This is a genomic window from Kribbella aluminosa, from assembly GCF_017876295.1.
GTDB classification, from domain to species: domain Bacteria; phylum Actinomycetota; class Actinomycetes; order Propionibacteriales; family Kribbellaceae; genus Kribbella; species Kribbella aluminosa.
Genome location: NZ_JAGINT010000001.1, coordinates 367,261 through 385,681 on the forward strand (window position 1 = coordinate 367,261; position 18,421 = coordinate 385,681).

Genomic DNA, 18,421 nt, shown 5'->3' on the forward strand with positions numbered 1-18,421 from the left:
CGTCTCAGGGGGAAGTGGGCCGTATGACCGTCGAGGACACCCGTCATCCGCTGGCGGTGAAGGTCACCCAGGTGGACCGGCGATCACCGATGCCGGCCTGGGCGCAGGTCGAGCGTGACCTCCGCTCGGTCCTGGACCAGGGCGTCGAGGCCGGACTCCAGCTCCCGACCGAGAAGGACCTCGCGGCGATGTACGGCGTCAGCCGGATCACCGTCCGGCAGGCGCTGGCCGCGCTCTCGGACCGTGGGTACGTCGAACGCCGGCAGGGGATGGGTACGTTCGTCGCCGACCGGCCGCGGCTGGTCCAGCACGACATCGGCCTGATGACGCCGTGGCGGGACCGGTTCCGCGCGGCCGGCGAGGACGCGGCGTCCGTGCACCTCGCCGACGCCGCGCCCGAGGAGGAACCGTACGACCTCGTGCGTGAGCTGACCCCGGCCGAGCGCAGCGGGACCCGGCTCCACCTCAAACGGCTGCACCTCGTCAACGGCCGTCCGATCGGGATCACCGACTCGTGGCTGGCCGGGCGGGCCGCCGAGACGATGCAGGGCCGGGAGCTGGTCGAGGCATCCCTCTCGAAGACGTTGCAGCACGAGGCGATCGCCGCCGATCAGGTGGAGCACCTTCTCGAGGTGCGGTCGGTCAACGCGGCCGAGACGGTCCTGCTCGACACCGGGATCGACTCCCAGGTGTTCGTCGACTGGTCGATCGGCCGGTCCGGGGGCGAACTCGTCGAAACCTCCAGAACCGTCTGGCTCGGCTCGCGGGTGCGCTTCCACTACTCCACAGACCTCGAGGGACTCCACCGCCCCTGAGACCGGGCGCAACTTCCGGTCCGGTCGGTGCATCGAGCTGTACGAGAACATCCCCGCGAAGAGGCGGCCAGACAAATGAACCGTTCGTATTTCACAGCCTGTGCGGCCGCCCTGGGGATGGCGGCGACAGCACTCGCGCCGGCTCCGGCGAGTGCCGCGACGACCAGCCCGGCGAGTTCGACGGCCTGCGTGGTGACGCCCGGCGCCGTCAGCGCAGCCGGCGACGTGCAGCGGACCATGGTCGTCGCGGGTACGCCGCCGACCGTCCAGGACATCGGTGGCCCGGACGCGGGGATCTTCCCGCCCGGCCAGGTCCGGATCGCCGGCTCGACCGTGATCACTCCGGACGTGCCCGCGCCTTATACCGGGTACGTCTCCGGCTATCAGGTCCTCGATGGCTCGATGTACAACACCGGCTACTACTTCGGCGCCGACGGGAATGTCGACCGCAGCACGTTGCACCGGTCGCTCGTCGGCGGTGGCTGGGGAGCCTTCACGTTCTTCGACGTGACCAGGTTCTACCCGGCGACGCAGTACGGCGGCGAGTACCGCCACCAGTACGCGCTGCGCTCGGACGGGACGCTGTTCCGCTGGCAGAACAACGGGCGCCCCGACTGGGCGAACAAGCAGTCCGCGCCCGGGTTCGCCGCGGTCAAGTCGATGGCGCTGATCAGTCAGACCCGCACGTACGAGACCTTCCTCGCCAACACCCGCAGCGGGGCGCTCTACACCATCCGCCTGCCGCTCAGTTCGCCGCTGAAGCCGGTGGTGAGGCTGGTTCGTAGCTCGACCTGGCAGAAGTTCGACACGCTCCTGGCGCGCAAGTGCGGTCAGTACGGCGTCGTCCTGCTCGCGATCGACAAGGACACCGGCCAGGGCTTCCTGTACGCCGTCGGTCACGCCAACGGGACATCGACGGTGATCCAGGGTCTGGGGCAAGTCAAGTCCACCTTCAAGGACCCGGTGTACTACCGGAGCTCGATCATCCCGGGCTCCGAGCCGCAGCCGTTCGGAGAGTGACTGATTGCACTCAATGCAAGATTGCCGGATTAATAGTTTGCAGTGAGTGCAAGATTCTGCCTAGCCTGTTCAGGTGGGGGCAGAGGGTGGGTTGCGGGAGCGCAAGAAGCTGCAGACGCGGGCGGCGCTGGCCGATGCCGCGCTGCGGCTGGCGTTGGAGAAGGGGCCGGAGCACGTCACGGTCGAGGAGATCGCCGAGGCGGCCGACGTGTCGGTGCGGACCTTCTTCAACTACTTCCCGCACAAGGAGCACGCGATCCTCGGGCGGAACCCGGAGCACCTCGACCGGGCGCTCGAGCGGATGCGGACCGCCCCCGCCGACGAGTCGCCGCTGACCACGATGTGGTTCATCGTCCACGACGTACTGCGGGAGCTCGAGAGCGACGGGCAGCTGTCGCGGCGCGGCGAGCTGATCATGCGTACTCCGACCCTGCTGTACCAGCTGATGCTGTCGAGCATCGACGACGAGCGGCAGCTGACCGCTGCGCTCACCGAGCGGATGGGTGCACCGGCCGGGTCGGTCCTGCCCGGGCTGATCGTCAGTACGGCAGGCGCCGCCTGCCGGGTGGTGATGGAGCTGCACAAGTCCGCTCCGGACCGCCCGGTCACCGAACTGCTCGACGAAGCGTTCCATCTACTTGCCCAGGGCATCGACGCGGCCTTCGGCACGGACAACCAGAAAGGCACCTCATGACGACGACCTCGTCACCCACTCCGGAGCCCGTGGGTGAGGTCAGTAGTTCTGCAACAGCCACGCTCACGCCACGTCAGACCATCCAGGCCATGTCCGGCCTGATGATGGGCCTGTTCGTGGCGATCCTGGCCGGCACCGTGGTGTCGACCGCGCTGCCGCGGATCATCCACGACCTCGGGGCGAGCCAGTCCTCGTACACCTGGGTCGTCACGCTCGAGCTGCTGACCATGACGGCCACCGTGCCGTTGTGGGGCAAGCTCGCCGACCTCTACAACAACAAGCTGCTGATCCAGCTGTCGCTGAGCTTCTTCGTGGTCGGCTCGCTGGTCGCCGGCTTCGCGCCGAACATCGAGGTACTGCTCGGCAGCCGGGTGCTCCAGGGTCTCGGCGGCGGCGGTCTGACCGCGCTGGTGCAGATCGTGATGGCCGCGATCATCCCGCCGCGGGAGCTCGGCCGGTACTCCGGTGTCTTCGGCGCGATCTTCGCGTCGGCGACCGTCGGCGGACCGTTGCTCGGTGGCTTCCTGGTCGACTCGCCGCTCGGCTGGCGGGCCTGCTTCCTGGTCGGCGTACCGTTCGTGATCGCGGCGATGATCCTGCTGCAGCGCACGCTGAACCTGCCCACGGTCAGACGCGAGGTGAAGATCGACTGGTGGGGCGCGGTCCTGATCATGGGCGGCGTCAGCACGCTGCTGGTCTGGTCGTCGTTCGCCGGCAACAAGTTCGACTGGGTGTCCGGCTGGAGCTTCGCGCTGGTCGGGGCCGCGCTGGTCGTGCTGCTGGCCGCGGTCCTGGTCGAGCGCCGGCACCCGGAGCCGATCATCCCGATGGACCTGTTCCGGAACCGCACGGTGACGCTGGCCATCGTCGCCAGCGCGCTGGTCGGCATCGCGATGTTCGCCGGCTCGGTGTTCCTCGCGCAGTACTTCCAGATCGCGCAGGGGTACTCGCCGACCAAGGCCGGCCTGATGAGCCTGCCGATGATCCTCGGCATGATGACCGCGTCCACGATCGCCGGTGCGCTGATCACGAAGTACGGCCGCTGGAAGATCTACCTGGTCATCGGCAGTGTGCTGCTGCCGATCGGTCTCGGGCTGTTCGGCACGATCGACGCGCACACGTCGAAGTACATGCTGTGGGGCTTCATGCTGGTGCTCGGCGTCGGCATCGGCCTCGTGATGCAGAACCTGGTGCTCGCGGCGCAGAACGACGTACCGGCCCGGGAACTGGGCGCGGCGACGTCCGCCGTCAGCTTCTTCCGGAGCATGGGCGGCACCATCGGCGTCAGCGTCCTCGGCGCGATCCTGGCGAACAAGGTCACCCAGACCCTGAACCCCGGCGGCGCGTCGTCCGGCGGCGGAAGCGCCGTACCGAACATCAAGGACCTCCCCGAGCAGGTCCGCACGGTCGTCGAGAACGCCTACGGCAACGCGACCGCCGACCTGTTCATGATGTCGGTCCCGTTCGCCGTCCTGGCCCTGATCGCCGTCCTCTTCATCAAGGAAAAGGCCCTCCTCACCACCTCGGGCGCCGAGCGCCGCGCGGCCGAACAGGATGACATCCTGGATGCATGATCGTTGCATTCAGTATCAGTCCGGCGGCAGGTGACGAGACCGGGGGCGTGAGCGAGGCGGTGGCCGAGGCCATCCGCGTGGTTCGCGCCTCCGGTCTTCCCAACGAGACCAACGCGATGTTCACGAACCTCGAGGGTGAGTGGGACGAGGTGATGGCGGTCGTGAAGCAGGCTGTGGACGCCGTCGCCGCCGTGTCACCCCGGGTGAGTTTGGTGCTGAAGGCGGACATCCGCCCCGGCTACACGGGGCAGTTGACGGCCAAGGTGGAGCGGATCGAGCAGGCGTTAGGCGACTGAGTTCAGCACGCCGATGACCTGCTCGTAGCGGTTCTCCTTCTCGGCGTCGCGGAGGAAGTGGACCCGGGTGACGAGGATTTCCTCGGCGTCGGGGTTGTCGTGGAGGAGCTGGATGGTTTCGTCGGCGTACTCGGCCAGGGGCATGGCGTGCGGGTCGTTCTCCTGGTTGAGCAGCGTGGTCTGCACCGCCGGCGGGACGAGCTCGATCACCTGGAGGTCGAGCTGGTGGCGGAGGCTCTGGGTGTAGCTGTGGACGGCCGCCTTGGTGGCGCTGTACGTCGGGGTCGTCACCAGCGGGACGAATGCCAGGCCTGAGGAGACCGTCATGATCACGCCGTCCTGCCGCTGAAGCAGGTGCGGCGTGAAGGCCGTGATGGTGCGGATCGTGCCGAGCAGGTTGATCGTGACGGTCTCCTCGGCGGTCGCCAGGTCGTGGTCGTTGAGGTTCTCGGGCTGCATGATGCCGGCCATCGTGATCAGTACGTTGAGGTCCGGGTACTTCGTGGTGACGGTCTCGTAGGCCGTGGCGATCGAAGCGGGGTCGGCGACGTCGAGTTCGATGCCGTCGATGTGGTCCTCGGCGGCGATCTTGTCGAGCAGGTCCCGGCGGCGGCCGCTGATGATCACGGTGTTGCCGAGGTCGCGGAAACGGCGGGCGAGTTCGAGACCGATACCCGACGTACCGCCGGTGAGGAAGATCGTGTTGCCGGTGGTTTTCATGGCTCCAGCCTGTGACTGGATGCCGTCGGCAACCAGGCTGAGCTCAGCCACTGCTCGGCAGGCAGTGGATAACGGGCGGCGGCCGTGGAGACTGGGTGCATGGAGTACTCCGACCTGTCCGACTTCCTCCGCAAGCGCCGCGAAGCCCTGCAGCCCGAGGACGTCGGCATGCCGCGCGGTCGCCGCCGCCGGACGCCGGGTCTGCGTCGTGAGGAGGTCGCCGCGCTGGCGTCGATGTCGGCCGACTACTACAGCCGGCTCGAGGGCGGCCGCGGCCCGCAGCCGTCGGTGGAGATGCTCGGCGCGATCGCGCGGGCGCTGCGCCTGACGCTCGAGGAGCGCGACCACCTGTTCCTGCTGGCCGGCCACGGTACGCCGCCGCGCACGACGCGGGCCTGCCACGTGGACCCCGGCATGTTGCGGATCCTGGACCGGCTGCACGACACACCCGCGATGCTGCTGAACCGGTGCGGCGAGGTGGTCGCGCAGACGCCGACGCATGTCGCGTTCGCGGGGGAGCTGACCAACTTCCAGGGCATGGAGCGCAGCGAGGCCTACCGCTGGTTCGCGCACCCGGAGACGCGGTCCCTGTACGCCGAACCCGAACTGTCCACGCACAGCCGCCTGCTCGTCTCGATGCTGCGGACGGTCGCGACCGTCGACGGGCCGAAGTCGTACGCGGCCTCGATCGTGCGAGCGCTGCAGAAGCTCAGCCCGGAGTTCATGGCGATCTGGGACGCGCACGAGGTGGTGGTCGCGCACAGCCGGACCAAGCGCTTCCGGCACCCGTCGGTCGGTGACCTGGAGCTGTACTGCGAGCTGATCGACAACCGCGACCAGCAGCAGACGCTGATCGTCTTCACCGCCGAACCGGGCAGCGAGAGCGCCGAGAGGCTGCGCTTGCTGAGCGTTCTGGGCACGCAGGTGATGGGCAACGACCGGGAGTCGGTCTAGATTGCCGCGCATGAGAATCCTGCGTGTGGCCGCTCTCGCGGCAGGAGGTCTGTTGTTGATGGCTAACGTCGTACCCGCTCAGGCGCACGGCGGACCGTCGTACCGGTGGGAGCTGACGCCGACCGGTACGACGGCGCAGTTCCGCGGGCTGGCGGCGGTCAGCAAGGACGTCGCCTGGGTCGGCGGTACGGCGGGGACCGTACTGCGGACGGTCGACGGCGGGAAGCACTGGCAGAACGTCAGCCCGGCCGGTGCCGAGACGCTGCAGTTCCGGGACGTCGAGGCGTTCGACGCGCAGCGCGCCGTGGCGCTGACCATCGGCGAGGGCGAGGACTCCCGGGTCTACCGCACCGCCGACGGCGGGAAGACGTGGTCGGAAACTTTCCGGAACACCGATCCGAAGGCGTTCTACGACTGCATCGCCTTCAATGACGCTAAGCATGGACTGGCGATGAGCGATCCGGTGGACGGGAAGTTCCGGATCGCGGCGACCTCGGACGGCGGGAAGTCGTGGAAGGTGCAGCCGACTGATGGGATGCCGGCCGCGTTGCCGGGTGAGGCCGGGTTCGCCGCGAGCGGGACCTGCCTGGTTGCCGGGGCTGGTCGGACGGCGTGGTTCGCGACCGGTGGTGGCGATCGGCCGCGGGTGTTCCGGACCGTCGACGGCGGGCGGCGGTGGACGGTGGCGGACTCGCCGATGGCGAGCGGGGCAGCGGCCGGAATCTTCAGTCTGGCGTTTCGGAACACGTTGTTCGGCGTTGCCGTCGGCGGTGACTTCACCAAGCCGACCGAGGCGGTGAACGCGGCGTCGGTGACGTACGACGGTGGCCGCACCTGGAAGCTGGTGCCGGCGGACCGTGCGCCGAAGGGCTACCGGAGCGGCTCGCACTTCGTGCCGTGGTCGCCGTTCACGGTGATCGCGGTCGGCCCGTCCGGGAGCGACGTGAGCCTGGACGGTGGGCGCAGTTGGAAGCAGTTCTACGACGGCAGCTTCGACAGCGTCGAATGCGCCGGCCACGGCATCAACGCCGGTTGCTGGGCCTCCGGCGCAAAGGGCGCCGTCGGCCGCCTGGTGTATTAGCAGCGTCCTTCTACGTTCAGGTCGGCGACACTCGCTTGTTGGGCGGGTGTCGCCGGGTTTCCGGGACGATGGAGCGTGCGCAAATTGCTGACCGTCCTCGTGGGGTTTCTGATGGTGGTACCTACTGTTGCCGCGGCCCAGCCCGACGCGGGCCGTCCGGGCCGGCCGTTGACCGTGATGACCTACAACATCCACCACGGCGCCGGGATCGACGGCGTCCTCGACCTGGAGCGGATCGCCGTACTGATCGAGCAGTCCAAGGCCGACGTGATCGGGCTGCAGGAGGTCGACCGGCACTGGGATGCCCGGAGCAACCGGGTCGACCAGCCGGCCTGGTTCGCGCGGCGGCTGAAGATGCACTACGCGTACGCCGCGAACCTCGACCTCCCGCCGGCGAGCCCGGGCGAGCCGCGTCGCCAGTACGGGACCGCGATCCTCTCGAGGTACCCGATCCAGGACTTCGAGAACACGCTGCTGCCGCTCTACCCGACCGGTGAACAGCGCGGACTCGCGGTGGCAGACATCACGGTGCGCGGCGCCAAACTGCGGTTCGCGAACACCCATCTGACCAGCAACAACAACGCCGAGCGGCTCGAACAGGCGCAGAAGGTGGTCGAACTGCTCGGCGGTTCGACGACCCCGACCCTGCTCGTCGGCGACCTGAACGCGCTCCCGACGGCCCCGGAGATCAAGACCCTGACCGCCGTGTACGACGACACCTGGGCGGAGGTCGGCGACGGCCCGGGCTACACGATCGAGGCGGACAAGCCGACCAAGCGCATCGACTTCCAGCTGCACAGCCCAGGCCTGCGCCCGGTGCGGGCCGCCGTGCCGGTGACGCCGGCGTCGGACCACCTTCCGGTGCTCGCCACGTTCGTTCTCAGCTGAATCCAGCTCCGCGGAAACGCCCCTCCGGTCGCGGCCGGAGGGGCGTTTCCATGCGTCCACCGGCGAGTTCGCCGGAATTACAAGCTTGTAGTTTGTCAAGTCGACACACGGGTGAAACAAAGATACTTGTGTGAAAGCTGTTCCCAATGGGGCTGTAGGCAACTAGTGTCACGTATGTGGTCCAGGAGGACCAGAAGTTCACGAACCCTGGGGAAGGGGTTCGTGACCGGCGGAAGGAACGATCCCGATGCGGACGCCCCCAAGGGCCACGTCCGGCGAACGGGTCGCGAGTGCTGGGAAGACCGGACGGGCAGGCAAACTGCTGCTCTCCGGGGTGCTCGCGATCTGCTTGGCCGGCTCCATGGCCGTGCCCACGCTCCCGGCCGAGGCTGCCAAGCCGAAGCCGCCGGTGATCCCGTCCAAGGCCGCGGTCGCGCGGGCCAAGCAGGCAGCTGCCTCGAAGGCCGGCCAGGTCGCCACGATCGAGCGCGAGCTCGCCGCCGCGAACGCGCGGCTCGAGCAGCTCGGCGTCCAGTCCGGGATCGCGGACGAGGCGTACAACGGTGCCGTCTACCGGCTCCAGCAGGCCAGGACCGCGGCGGCCGCCGCCGCGGCCCGTGCCGCCGAGGCGGAGAAGACGCTGGCCACCCAGCGGCAGCAGATCGGCCGGTTCGCCGCCGCGTCGTACCAAGGTGGCGGCGACGTCGCGAAGCTCGCGCCGCTGTTCACCGCGGACGGCCCGCAGCAGCTGCTCGACTCGGCCGGTGCGGCGCACTCGGTGTCGGCCGCGATGCAGGGCTCGTACCTGCGGTTCTCGGCCACCCAGGTGATGACCAACCTGTTCAAGGTGCAGGCCGACCAGGCGGTCGTGAAGGTCCAGAAGGCCGCCGACGAGGCGGCCGCGGCGAAGAAGGCCGCCGAGGATGCGCAGGCGGCGCAGGCAGCCGCGGTGACCGCGATCGGCGTCCAGCGGAAGAACTCGATCTCGCAGCTCGCCGTACTGCAGAACATCTCGGTCAAGGTCGCCGCCCAGCGGCAGCACGGGCTCGAGGAACTCGCCCGGATCAAGGCCGCCGAGGAGGCGGCCCGCAAGGCCGCCGAGCTGAAGCGCCGGATTGCCGCCCAGGAGGCTGCGGAGCGCCGCGCCGCGGCCGCCGCGCAGGCCCGCGCGGAACAGGAAGCCCGCGAAGAGGCGAAGAAGAACCACGGCAGGAAGCCGAAGCACCACCAGCCGTCCGGCGACAACGGGAACGGTAACGGGGGCAACGGCGGCGGTGGCGGTGGCGACAACGGTGGTGGTGGTGGCAGCTCCTCGGGCCACGGCGCGTCGGCGGCGATCAGGTTCGCGATGCGGCAGCTCGGCGACATGTACCTGTGGGGCGGCGCCGGCCCGAATCGCTGGGACTGCTCCGGCCTGACGATGGGCGCCTGGGAGAAGGCGGGCGTGCAACTGCCGCACTACGCCGCCGCGCAGTACCAGCAGATCCAGCACATCCAGGAGAACGACCTGCGGCCGGGCGACCTGATCTTCTGGGCGCTGGACCCGAACGACCCGGCCACCATCCACCACGTCGCGATGTACATCGGCGGCGGGATGATGATCCACGCCCCGCGCACCGGCAAGCCGGTACAGATCTCGAGCGTCTACTACTGGATCCCACCCAACTTCTTCGGCCGCCCGTAGACTGGTAGTTGTCCCCGGCAACAATGCCCTGTTGCCGGGGATTTCCCTGTGAGCACAGAAGAACCCGCCTTGCTCAAGCGCGTGCGGCTCGGGTTGGATCAGCCGGTGGCTGCTGCGGGCCAGCTTCTCGGGGCTGACGGTCATTGCCTGCAGCACCGGGTTGTTCGAGTCGGTGCGCCAGGTACTCGGAGGTGATTGCCGCGGGCAACCTCGGGCGGCGTACGGACCGGGCCGAGGTCGATCTCGCCGATGCCGAGCATCCGGAGCTGGTCGGTGGCGGTGCCGGCCTCACGTTCGACCTGTTGTCAGGGGATCGCCACCAGGCGTCCGAGAGCGCTGCGGGCGTCGAGGGTTTCGTGGATTTTCGCGACGTCGGCGAGGGGGTGGGTGGCGGCGACGACGGGGCGGAGTTCGCCGGACTGCCAGCGGCGGGTGATTTCTGCGATGTCGGCGCGGGCCGCGTCCGGGCGGGCGCCGCGCCAGCCCATGATCGATACGCCGGTGACCGACTTGAAGCCGAACAGGGCGCCCGCGGGTACGGTCGGCAGCTCGGTGGTGATGGCGCCGTACGTCAGCATCGTGCCGAGCGGCCGGAGCAGTTCGAGGCCCTGCTCGAAGACCTTCCCGCCGACCGCGTCGAGTACTGCGTGGATGCCGTCGGGTGCGAGCTCGCCGACCTTGGCCGGCCAGTCCGGATCGGTCAGGTCGACGGCCTCCGCGCCGAGTGAGCGGATGAAGTCCAGGCGGTGCGGGGAGGACGCCGTACCGATGATCGTCTTCGGGTCGTACGAGTGGGCGAGCTGGACGGCGAGGTGGCCGATGGTGCCGGCCGCGGAGTGGATCAGCACCGTGCCCCCGGCCGGCAGGTGCGCGGTCTCGAGCAGCCGGAACGCGAGCGGCCCGGTCATCGGCATCATGGTCGCCTCGGCGGCGTCGGCGCCGTCCGGGATCGCGGCCAGGAACGCGGCGTCCGCGAGTACCTGGTCCGCGAACGCGTCCTCGGCGAGCGAGCCGACCCGCTGGCCGATCGCGATGCCGGGTGGGACGTCCGGCCCGACGGCGGTGATCCGGCCGATCACCTCGCCGGTCAGCGTGCCGGGGAGCGGCCGGTCCCACGGCGTGCCGCCGCGGCGGAGGACGGTGTCGATCGCGTTCGCACCGATCGCCTCGGCCTGGATCAGGACCTGGCCGGGGCCGGGCTCGGGGACGGCGACCTCGTCGAGCTGGAGGACGTCGGGACCGCCGTGGCGGTGGTAGCGCACTGCACGCATCGTGGGTTCTCCATATAGTGGGTGATGTAAATAATGGGAGAATCCCACGATAACCTCAGGAAGCTGCGTTGCCAATAGAGTTGGCGAGGTGAAGAAGTCGCCGAACCATCGGCTGTCCGACCAGGTGCTGTTCGCGCTCGGGCGGGCGAGCCAGCATGCCCAGCGGCTGGTCCGGCAGCACATGACCGAAGGCGGCGTCCGGACGCTGCACTACCACGTACTGGCGAGCCTGGCGGACGACGGCGAGGCGGTCCAGGCGACGCTCGCGGACCGGATCGGGATGGATCGCAGCGACCTGGTCACGCTGCTCGACGAGCTGGAGGAGCTGAAGATGCTGGCCCGCCGGGTCGACGCCGCGGACCGGCGCCGGAAGATCGTCGCGATCACGCCGGCCGGGGAGCAGCACCTGACGGACATGGATCGGCTGATCCTCGGCGCGGAGGCGGACCTGCTGGCGCCGCTGACCGCGACTGAGCGCAAGACCCTGCTGGCCCTGCTCCGCCGCGTCTCAGGAGATTAGGTCCTGTCTGGTGATCCAGCCAGGACTAGTGGCCTTCGGTCTTCAGACGCTCGAACGACGCGGTGATCTCTTCCTCGGCAGCCGCGCGGCCGACCCAGGTGGCGCCCTCGACGGACTTGCCGGGCTCGAGGTCCTTGTAGACCTCGAAGAAGTGCTGGATCTCCAGCCGGTCGAACTCCGGCACGTGGTGGATGTCGCGCAGGTGCTCCTGGCGCGGGTCGCCGGCCGGGACGCAGAGGACCTTGTCGTCCGGGCCCTTCTCGTCGGTCATCCGGAACATGCCGATCGCCCGGGCGCGGATCAGGCAGCCCGGGAACGTCGGCTCCGGCAGCAGCACGAGCGCGTCCAGCGGGTCGCCGTCCTGACCGAGGGTGTCCTCGATGAAGCCGTAGTCGGAGGGATACTGCGTCGCGGTGAACAGCGTGCGGTCGAGGCGCAGCCGGTTCGTCTTGTGGTCCAGCTCGTACTTGTTGCGGGTGCCCTTGGGGATCTCGATGAAGACGTCGAACTCCATACGGCAGATACTGTCACGGTTCCGACCGACCGAATGACAGGAGCAGCCCGGTGGCCCGACCTGCCCGTGCGGCATTCGTCACGCTTCTCAGTACGGTGCTGTGCGCCGGCCTGTGTACGAGCAGCGCGGGCGCCGTACCCGAATCGGCGCAGCTGACCCAGCAGGCGCCGGCGGTCCTGGCGCCGGTCACCACGGACGGTCCCGCTCCGACCGCAGCGGGTGTCGGGGCCGCGCTCGCCGCGATCCTCAAGGACCCGTCGCTCGGCCCGCACCACGGCGTCTACGTGTACGACGCCTCGCGCGGGAAGCCGGTGTTCTCGGTCGGCACCGGTACGTCGTACACGCCGGCCTCCACGCTCAAGCTGCTGACCACGGTGTCGGCGCTGGCCACGCTCGGCCCGGACCACACGTTCGCCACGAACGTGGTGAGCCTCGGCAAGGGGTCGATCGCGCTGGTCGGCGGCGGCGACCCGCTGCTCACGGTGAAGCCCGCGACCGACTACCCGGCCCGAGCGACTCTCCAGACGCTGGCTGCGAGTACGGCGAAGGCGCTGAAGGCGCAGGGGGTCGCGGCCGTCACTCTCGGGTACGACGCGACGCTGTTCACAGGCCCTGCCGTGAACACGCATTGGGAGGCCAACTACGTCCCCGAGGGCATTGCGGCGCCCACGTCGGCGCTGTGGGTCGACGAGGGTCGCATTGCTCCCCGAATGGCGAAGCGCTCGGCCTCGCCGTCGCTGGCCGCGGCCGCGTCGTTCCAGAAGCTCCTGCAGCAGTACGGCATCAAGGTGGCTGCTGCGGCCAAGCCGGTCGCGGCGCCCTCCAGTGCGCCTCTGCTGGCTCAGGTGGAGTCGCCCACGCTGGGGCAGATCGTGGAGTACATCAACCTGCACAGCGACAACGACGGTGCCGAGACGCTGCTGCGGCACGTAGGGATCGCTACCGGCAACGGCGGCTCGTACATCGGCGGTGTGAAGGGTGTGCGCGCCACACTCACCAAGCTGGGTCTGGACGTGTCCAAGGCGACCATCTACGACGGCAGCGGCCTGACGCGGGCCAACAAGGTCCCGCTGGATCTGCTGGCCGGTGCGGTGCGTGTGGCCGCGTCGACGGACCACCCGGAGCTACGGCATCTGCTGACCGGGCTCCCGATCGCCGGGTTCGACGGGAGTCTCCGCGAGCGGTTCACGACTGCGGGTACCAGCTTTGGGACCGGGCTGGTCCATGCGAAGACCGGGACGCTCACCAGCGTCCACAGCCTCGCCGGGTACGCCCGTGACCGCACAGGCACGCTCCTGGTGTTCGCTATCGCCAGCGACAGCGTCCCGGTGCCGAAAACGCTGGACGCCCGGGCGGCTCTCGACCGCGCCACGTCGGCGCTCGCCAACTGCGGCTGCTGATCAGCAGGCACATGTTGGGACATACCACTAGGGTCGTTATATGAGTACGGCGGAAGGCGGGACCACGACCGAGATGGTCGACTGGCAGCTGGCGACCGGCGTGGCGCGGAAGCTGCTGCGTCCCGGCCCGGCGGTCAGCCGCGCGGAGGCGGACCAGGTGGTCGCCGACCTGCGGCAGTTCGCAGCCGAGTCCGAGGGGTATGTCCGTGAGTTCACCGGGCTGCAGACCACGTCGGCCACCGCGCCCGTGGTGATCGTCGACCGGCCGGGCTGGGTGCAGGCGAACGCGGACGGCTTCCGCACCGTGCTGCAGCCGCTGGCCGACAAGCTGCGGGAGAAGGCGGACCGGGCGGCCCTGGCATCAGCGGTTGGCTCTCGGGTGACCGGGATCGAGGCCGGCGCGCTGCTGGCGTTCTTGTCGTCACGGGTGCTCGGCCAGTTCGACCCGTTCTACCCGGCGCACCCGGACCCGGACCGGCCCGGTGTGACGGGGCGGCTGCTGCTGGTGGCGCCCAACGTCGTACAGGTGGAGTCCGAGCTGGACGTCGTACCGCGGGACTTCCGGTTGTGGGTGTGTCTGCACGAGGAGACGCACCGGGTGCAGTTCACCGCCGTACCGTGGCTGCGGGACCACCTGCGGTCGGAGATCGCGCTGTTCCTGGACCAGGCCGAGCTGGACGCTTCGGCGTACGCGGCGATGTTCCGGGAGGCCGTGCAGCGGCTGGGCCGGTCGGTGCGTGGTGAGGCCGACCTGAGCCTGGTGGACCTCATGCAGTCGCCGGAGCAGCGTGCGGTGCTGGACCGGCTGACCGCGGTCATGTCGTTGCTGGAAGGCCACGCGGACTTCGTGATGGACGGGGTCGGGCCGTCGGTGATCCCGACCGTTGACAAGATCCGGGCCAAGTTCTCGTCGCGCCGGGCCAGTGGGAACCCGGTGGACCAGTTGCTGAAGCGGCTGCTCGGTCTGGACGCGAAGCTGCGGCAGTACAAGGACGGTGCGGCGTTCGTACGCCGGGTCGTCGACCGGGTCGGCATGGAGGGCTTCAACCGGGTCTGGACCGGTCCGAACACGCTCCCGACCAAGAACGAGATCGCGAACCCCGATGCCTGGGTCACCCGACTCCACGGCTGAGGGCCTGATCGAGCAACGCCGCGGGAAGCTCCACCCGGCCGTTGCCCGGACCAGGGAGGCCGTGCGGGCGACGCTGAGCGAGCTGCCGCACGGTACGACGGTGCTGGTCGCCTGCTCCGGCGGGACGGACTCGCTGGCGCTGGCGGCTGCTACCGCGTTCGAGGCACCCAAGCTCGGGCTGCGGGCCGGGGCGGTCGTGGTGGATCACGGGCTGCAGGCTGACTCGGCGCAGGTGGCGGAGACGGCTGCCGAGCAGTGCCGAGCGCTGGGGCTGGAGCCAGTGCGGGTGCAGGCGGTAGAGGTCGGTCAAGACGGCGGGCCGGAGGCGGCTGCTCGGGCGGCTCGGTACGACGCCCTCCGTGAAGTGGCGGACGAGCTGGCAGCTGATGTCGTTCTGCTGGCCCACACGCGGGACGATCAGGCGGAGACCGTTCTGCTCGGGTTGGGGCGTGGGTCCGGGGCCCGGTCGTTGGCTGGGATGGCTCCGGCCGTCGGGTTGTTGAGGCGGCCGTTCTTGGAGGTGCCGCGGGCCACTACGGCAGCTGCCTGCATCGCGTCGGGGTTGCGGCCATGGCACGACCCGCACAACGACGACCCGCAGTACACGCGAGTCCGGGTGCGGCACGAGGTGCTGCCGGTGCTGGAGGAGGCGCTGGGGCCCGGAGTGGTCGAGGCGCTGGCCCGTACGGCGGGGCTGTTGCGGGCGGACGCGGATGCGCTCGACCAGCTCGCCGCGGACGCCGCCGAGACCGCACTGAGCCGTCGCGAGGGCCAGGTTCGCTGTGACGTCGGCGTACTGCTGGAGGAGCCGGCTGCGGTCCGTACGCGCGTACTACGTCAGGCTGCGCTGGAAGCCGGCTGCCGGGCCACGGACCTCACCGCTGGGCACGTGGCAGCCGTCGACGCGCTCGTCACCGACTGGCGCGGCCAACGCTGGATCGATCTGCCACAAGGGATCCGCGCCGTCCGCCGGGGCGGATTCATCGCATTGGGTCCTGATGTGACAGGCTGAGCCGCGTGGATGCTTCGGACATCGAGAAGGACCTGAGCACGATCCATTACACCGAGGACCAGATCCTGGCGAAGCTGCGGGAGCTGGCCGGGCGGATCGAGCAGGACTACGAGGGCAAGGACCTCCTCATCGTCGGTGTTCTCAAGGGGGCCGTGATGGTGATGGCGGACCTCGCCCGGTCACTCAGCCGGCACGTCGAGATGGACTGGATGGCGGTCTCGTCGTACGGCTCCGGGACCAAGTCGTCCGGTGTGGTCCGGATCCTGAAGGACCTGGACACCGACATCAGCGGCCGGCACGTGCTGATCGTCGAGGACATCATCGACACCGGCCTGACGCTCACCTGGCTGGTCAGCAACCTGCAGTCCCGCGGCCCGGCGTCGGTCGAGATCTGTACCGCGTTCCGGAAGCCGGACGCGGCCGCGAAGATGGCGGTCCCGGTCAAGTACGTCGGGTTCGACCTGCCGGACGAGTTCGTCGTCGGGTACGGGCTGGACTACGCGGAGAAGTACCGGAACCTGCGCTGCGTCGCGACACTGGCGCCGCACGTCTACTCCTGAGTCGCTCGACCGGGCAGACTTGGCGGCAGCCTGTACAACGGGTCGCACCCGTCCTTTCGTGACCCTCGTGGTGTGTTGTCTTGTGCGACACGAGACACTTGGACTGGTGTTACCGTCACAAGCCCGCATACCCGGGCCTGCCGAGCTAGGAGGGACGGGGCCTCGGCCCCGATCATGGACGTGAAGCGCATCTTCCGCGGACCGCTGTTCTGGATCGTCGTCGCCTTCCTGGGCGTACTGGTGATCGGGCAGCTCCTGACCGGCTCGTCCGGGTACAAGACCGAGTCCACCGGCCAGGTCGTCCAGCTGATCCAGCAGGCCAAGTCGTCGAGCGACAAGACGATCAAGTCGGTGACGCTGAACAACCCGGACGAACAGATCCAGGTCGAGAAGACCGACGGCAGCAAGATCCAGGCGCACTACGTCGACGGCCAGGGCCAGAGCCTGGGCAGCGATGTCCAGTCCCTGTACCAGGACGGCAAGATCGAGAAGTACGACGTGCAGAACCCGAAGCCGAGCTTCATCGGCCAGGTGTTCTCCACGCTGATCCCGTTCCTGCTGATCGCCGTGGTGTTCATCTTCCTGATGAACTCGATGCAGGGCGGCGGCTCCCGGGTGATGAGCTTCGCCAAGTCGAAGGCCAAGCTGGTCACCAAGGACACTCCGAAGACCACGTTCTCCGACGTCGCCGGGGTCGACGAGGCGATCGAGGAGCTCGGCGAGATCAAGGAGTTCCTGCAGGAGCCGGGCAAGTTCCAGGCGGTCGGGGCGAAGATCCCGAAGGGCGTGCTGCTCTACGGCCAGCCCGGTACCGGTAAGACCCTGCTGGCCCGTGCGGTCGCGGGTGAGGCCGGCGTGCCGTTCTACTCGATCTCCGGTTCGGACTTCGTCGAGATGTTCGTCGGTGTCGGTGCCTCCCGGGTCCGGGACCTGTTCGAGCAGGCCAAGGCGAACGCGCCGGCGATCGTGTTCATCGACGAGATCGACGCCGTCGGCCGGCACCGTGGCGCGGGCCTCGGCGGCGGTCACGACGAGCGCGAGCAGACCCTGAACCAGTTGCTGGTCGAGATGGACGGCTTCGACGTCCGCGGCGGCGTGATCCTGATCGCAGCCACCAACCGGCCGGACGTGCTGGACCCGGCGCTGCTGCGGCCGGGCCGGTTCGACCGGCAGATCGCCGTCGACGCGCCGGACCTGCCGGGCCGGACGCAGATCCTCAAGGTGCACGCCCGGGGCAAGCCGATGGCGCAGGACGTCGACCTCATCGCGGTCGCCCGCCGGACGCCGGGCATGACCGGTGCCGACCTGGCCAACGTGCTGAACGAGGCGGCCTTGCTGACCGCCCGGTCGAACGCACAGCTGATCGACAACCGCGCGCTGGACGAGGCCATCGACCGGGTGATCGCCGGCCCGCAGCGCCGGACCCGGCTGATGTCGGACAAGGAGAAGGTGCTCACCGCGTACCACGAGGGCGGTCACGCCCTGGTCGCCTCGGCGCTGCCGCACTCCGACCCGGTGCAGAAGGTGACGATCCTGCCGCGTGGCCGCGCGCTCGGCTACACGATGGTGATGCCGGACGAGGACAAGTACTCCACCACCCGGTCGGAGATGCTGGACAAGCTGGCCTACATGCTCGGCGGCCGGGCGGCCGAGGAGATGGTCTTCCACGACCCGACCACCGGCGCCAGCAACGACATCGAGAAGGCGTCCGCGCTGGCCCGGGCCATGGTCACGCAGTACGGCATGACCGAGCGGCTGGGCGCGATCAAGTTCGGCTCGGACGGCAGCGAGCCGTTCCTGGGCCGGGACTTCGGCAGCCAGCGGAACTACTCCGAGGAGATCGCGGCCGCGGTCGACGAGGAGGTCGGCAAGCTGATCCTGAACGCGCACCAGGAGGCGTTCGACATCCTGGTCGAGAACCGGTCGGTCCTGGACCACCTGGTCGAGGAGCTGCTGGAGAAGGAGACCCTGGACAAGCACCAGATCGCCCGGATCTTCGAGCCGGTGATCATGCGGGAGCGGCGGCCGGCCTGGACCGGCTCGTCCACCCGGATCCCGTCCGACCAGCCGCCGGTGATGCCGGTCGCGACCCCCGCGGAGCAGAACGGGCAGAACGGGCAGAACGGCCACGAGGGCTCGCTCTCCGACGTGCTGCCGGGCGGTTCGGTCGGCCCGGACGAGGCGATCCGCCCGCCGGACTACGGCAGCGGCCCGACCCCGCCCAGCCACCAGTAACGCGTCACTGCGAACGCCGCCACCCGACCGGGTGGCGGCGTTTTCGTGTGC

18 protein-coding genes are annotated in these 18,421 nt (G+C 69.2%); 15 read left to right on the top strand and 3 right to left on the bottom strand.

The window, feature by feature from the left end; genetic code table 11:
* The first annotated feature begins 23 nt into the window (after nucleotides 1–23).
* The 5 genes from JOF29_RS01840 (at nucleotide 24) to JOF29_RS01860 (ending at nucleotide 4,399) form a co-directional block, all read left to right on the top strand.
* Nucleotides 24–815, top strand: a complete 792-nt coding sequence (locus tag JOF29_RS01840) for a GntR family transcriptional regulator (RefSeq protein ID WP_209692495.1) — start codon at nucleotides 24–26, stop codon at nucleotides 813–815.
* A 75-nt stretch (nucleotides 816–890) separates the two neighbouring features.
* Nucleotides 891–1,835 (top strand): hypothetical protein, encoded by a 945-nt coding sequence (locus JOF29_RS01845; RefSeq protein ID WP_245357407.1) that lies wholly within the window; start codon nucleotides 891–893, stop codon nucleotides 1,833–1,835.
* 73 nt (nucleotides 1,836–1,908) lie between these two features.
* On the top strand, nucleotides 1,909–2,529 hold the full coding sequence (locus JOF29_RS01850; protein WP_209692496.1) for a TetR family transcriptional regulator: 621 nt from the start codon (nucleotides 1,909–1,911) through the stop codon (nucleotides 2,527–2,529).
* Nucleotides 2,530–2,618: 89 nt separating this feature from the next.
* Nucleotides 2,619–4,103, top strand: coding sequence for an MDR family MFS transporter (locus tag JOF29_RS01855; RefSeq protein ID WP_245357408.1), 1,485 nt, complete (start codon nucleotides 2,619–2,621; stop codon nucleotides 4,101–4,103).
* On the top strand, nucleotides 4,100–4,399 hold the full coding sequence (locus JOF29_RS01860) for a thiamine-binding protein (RefSeq protein ID WP_209692498.1): 300 nt from the start codon (nucleotides 4,100–4,102) through the stop codon (nucleotides 4,397–4,399). Before JOF29_RS01855 ends, JOF29_RS01860 begins: the two co-directional genes overlap by 4 nt.
* Here JOF29_RS01860 and JOF29_RS01865 read toward each other — a convergent pair.
* Nucleotides 4,388–5,119: an SDR family oxidoreductase gene (locus JOF29_RS01865; RefSeq protein ID WP_209692499.1), complete on the bottom strand. Its 732-nt coding sequence runs from the start codon at nucleotides 5,117–5,119 to the stop codon at nucleotides 4,388–4,390. The two genes, JOF29_RS01860 and JOF29_RS01865, sit on opposite strands and share 12 nt — an antisense overlap.
* Nucleotides 5,120–5,218: 99 nt before the next feature.
* On the opposite strand from JOF29_RS01865, the gene JOF29_RS01870 reads away from it, so the two are divergent.
* From JOF29_RS01870 to JOF29_RS01885, 4 genes are all read left to right on the top strand, one after another.
* Nucleotides 5,219–6,073, top strand: a complete 855-nt coding sequence (locus JOF29_RS01870; RefSeq protein ID WP_209692500.1) for a helix-turn-helix transcriptional regulator — start codon at nucleotides 5,219–5,221, stop codon at nucleotides 6,071–6,073.
* A gap of 10 nt (nucleotides 6,074–6,083) precedes the next feature.
* Complete coding sequence (locus JOF29_RS01875) at nucleotides 6,084–7,154, top strand: WD40/YVTN/BNR-like repeat-containing protein (protein ID WP_209692501.1); 1,071 nt, start codon at nucleotides 6,084–6,086, stop codon at nucleotides 7,152–7,154.
* Between the two features lie 75 nt (nucleotides 7,155–7,229).
* On the top strand, nucleotides 7,230–8,042 hold the full coding sequence (locus JOF29_RS01880; RefSeq protein ID WP_307863102.1) for an endonuclease/exonuclease/phosphatase family protein: 813 nt from the start codon (nucleotides 7,230–7,232) through the stop codon (nucleotides 8,040–8,042).
* A 247-nt stretch (nucleotides 8,043–8,289) separates the two neighbouring features.
* Nucleotides 8,290–9,726: a C40 family peptidase gene (locus JOF29_RS01885; RefSeq protein WP_209692502.1), complete on the top strand. Its 1,437-nt coding sequence runs from the start codon at nucleotides 8,290–8,292 to the stop codon at nucleotides 9,724–9,726.
* A 305-nt stretch (nucleotides 9,727–10,031) separates the two neighbouring features.
* Here JOF29_RS01885 and JOF29_RS01890 read toward each other — a convergent pair whose 3' ends face one another.
* A complete protein-coding gene (locus JOF29_RS01890) occupies nucleotides 10,032–10,997 on the bottom strand; it encodes a quinone oxidoreductase family protein (RefSeq protein WP_209692503.1) in 966 nt (321 codons plus the stop codon).
* 88 nt (nucleotides 10,998–11,085) lie between these two features.
* On the opposite strand from JOF29_RS01890, the gene JOF29_RS01895 reads away from it, so the two are divergent.
* A complete protein-coding gene (locus JOF29_RS01895) occupies nucleotides 11,086–11,517 on the top strand; it encodes a MarR family winged helix-turn-helix transcriptional regulator (RefSeq protein ID WP_209692504.1) in 432 nt (143 codons plus the stop codon).
* A 25-nt stretch (nucleotides 11,518–11,542) separates the two neighbouring features.
* Here the strand turns inward: JOF29_RS01895 and JOF29_RS01900 are convergent, their stop codons facing one another.
* A complete protein-coding gene (locus tag JOF29_RS01900; RefSeq protein WP_209692505.1) occupies nucleotides 11,543–12,031 on the bottom strand; it encodes an inorganic diphosphatase in 489 nt (162 codons plus the stop codon).
* A 50-nt stretch (nucleotides 12,032–12,081) separates the two neighbouring features.
* Between JOF29_RS01900 and dacB the strand changes: the two genes are divergently transcribed.
* From dacB to ftsH, 5 genes are all read left to right on the top strand, one after another.
* The gene (dacB, locus tag JOF29_RS01905; protein WP_209692506.1) at nucleotides 12,082–13,431 is read left to right on the top strand and encodes a D-alanyl-D-alanine carboxypeptidase/D-alanyl-D-alanine endopeptidase; all 1,350 of its coding nucleotides are present in this window, start codon (nucleotides 12,082–12,084) and stop codon (nucleotides 13,429–13,431) included.
* 40 nt (nucleotides 13,432–13,471) lie between these two features.
* Nucleotides 13,472–14,563, top strand: coding sequence for an Rv3626c family coenzyme F420 biosynthesis-associated protein (locus JOF29_RS01910; protein ID WP_245357409.1), 1,092 nt, complete (start codon nucleotides 13,472–13,474; stop codon nucleotides 14,561–14,563).
* The gene (tilS, locus tag JOF29_RS01915; RefSeq protein WP_209692507.1) at nucleotides 14,535–15,575 is read left to right on the top strand and encodes a tRNA lysidine(34) synthetase TilS; all 1,041 of its coding nucleotides are present in this window, start codon (nucleotides 14,535–14,537) and stop codon (nucleotides 15,573–15,575) included. Before JOF29_RS01910 ends, tilS begins: the two co-directional genes overlap by 29 nt.
* A gap of 5 nt (nucleotides 15,576–15,580) precedes the next feature.
* Entirely contained in the window at nucleotides 15,581–16,135 is a 555-nt protein-coding gene (gene hpt / locus JOF29_RS01920) for a hypoxanthine phosphoribosyltransferase (RefSeq protein WP_307863103.1), read from the top strand.
* 174 nt (nucleotides 16,136–16,309) lie between these two features.
* Entirely contained in the window at nucleotides 16,310–18,370 is a 2,061-nt protein-coding gene (ftsH, locus tag JOF29_RS01925) for an ATP-dependent zinc metalloprotease FtsH (protein WP_209692508.1), read from the top strand.
* Nucleotides 18,371–18,421 lie beyond the last annotated feature (51 nt).

Excerpts from the sequence above, each read along its gene's own strand:
- JOF29_RS01890 (WP_209692503.1), bottom strand. The coding sequence starts at position 10,997 with ATGCGTGCAGTGCGCTACCACCGCCACGGCGGTCCCGACGTCCTCCAG.
- JOF29_RS01865 (WP_209692499.1), bottom strand. The coding sequence starts at position 5,119 with ATGAAAACCACCGGCAACACGATCTTCCTCACCGGCGGTACGTCGGGT.
- tilS (WP_209692507.1), top strand. The coding sequence starts at position 14,535 with ATGCCTGGGTCACCCGACTCCACGGCTGAGGGCCTGATCGAGCAACGC.
- JOF29_RS01900 (WP_209692505.1), bottom strand. The coding sequence starts at position 12,031 with ATGGAGTTCGACGTCTTCATCGAGATCCCCAAGGGCACCCGCAACAAG.
- JOF29_RS01910 (WP_245357409.1), top strand. The coding sequence starts at position 13,472 with ATGAGTACGGCGGAAGGCGGGACCACGACCGAGATGGTCGACTGGCAG.
- JOF29_RS01870 (WP_209692500.1), top strand. The coding sequence starts at position 5,219 with ATGGAGTACTCCGACCTGTCCGACTTCCTCCGCAAGCGCCGCGAAGCC.
- JOF29_RS01875 (WP_209692501.1), top strand. The coding sequence starts at position 6,084 with ATGAGAATCCTGCGTGTGGCCGCTCTCGCGGCAGGAGGTCTGTTGTTG.
- JOF29_RS01860 (WP_209692498.1), top strand. The coding sequence starts at position 4,100 with ATGATCGTTGCATTCAGTATCAGTCCGGCGGCAGGTGACGAGACCGGG.
- JOF29_RS01855 (WP_245357408.1), top strand. The coding sequence starts at position 2,619 with ATGTCCGGCCTGATGATGGGCCTGTTCGTGGCGATCCTGGCCGGCACC.
- JOF29_RS01845 (WP_245357407.1), top strand. The coding sequence starts at position 891 with ATGAACCGTTCGTATTTCACAGCCTGTGCGGCCGCCCTGGGGATGGCG.
- JOF29_RS01885 (WP_209692502.1), top strand. The coding sequence starts at position 8,290 with ATGCGGACGCCCCCAAGGGCCACGTCCGGCGAACGGGTCGCGAGTGCT.
- JOF29_RS01840 (WP_209692495.1), top strand. The coding sequence starts at position 24 with ATGACCGTCGAGGACACCCGTCATCCGCTGGCGGTGAAGGTCACCCAG.
- ftsH (WP_209692508.1), top strand. The coding sequence starts at position 16,310 with ATGGACGTGAAGCGCATCTTCCGCGGACCGCTGTTCTGGATCGTCGTC.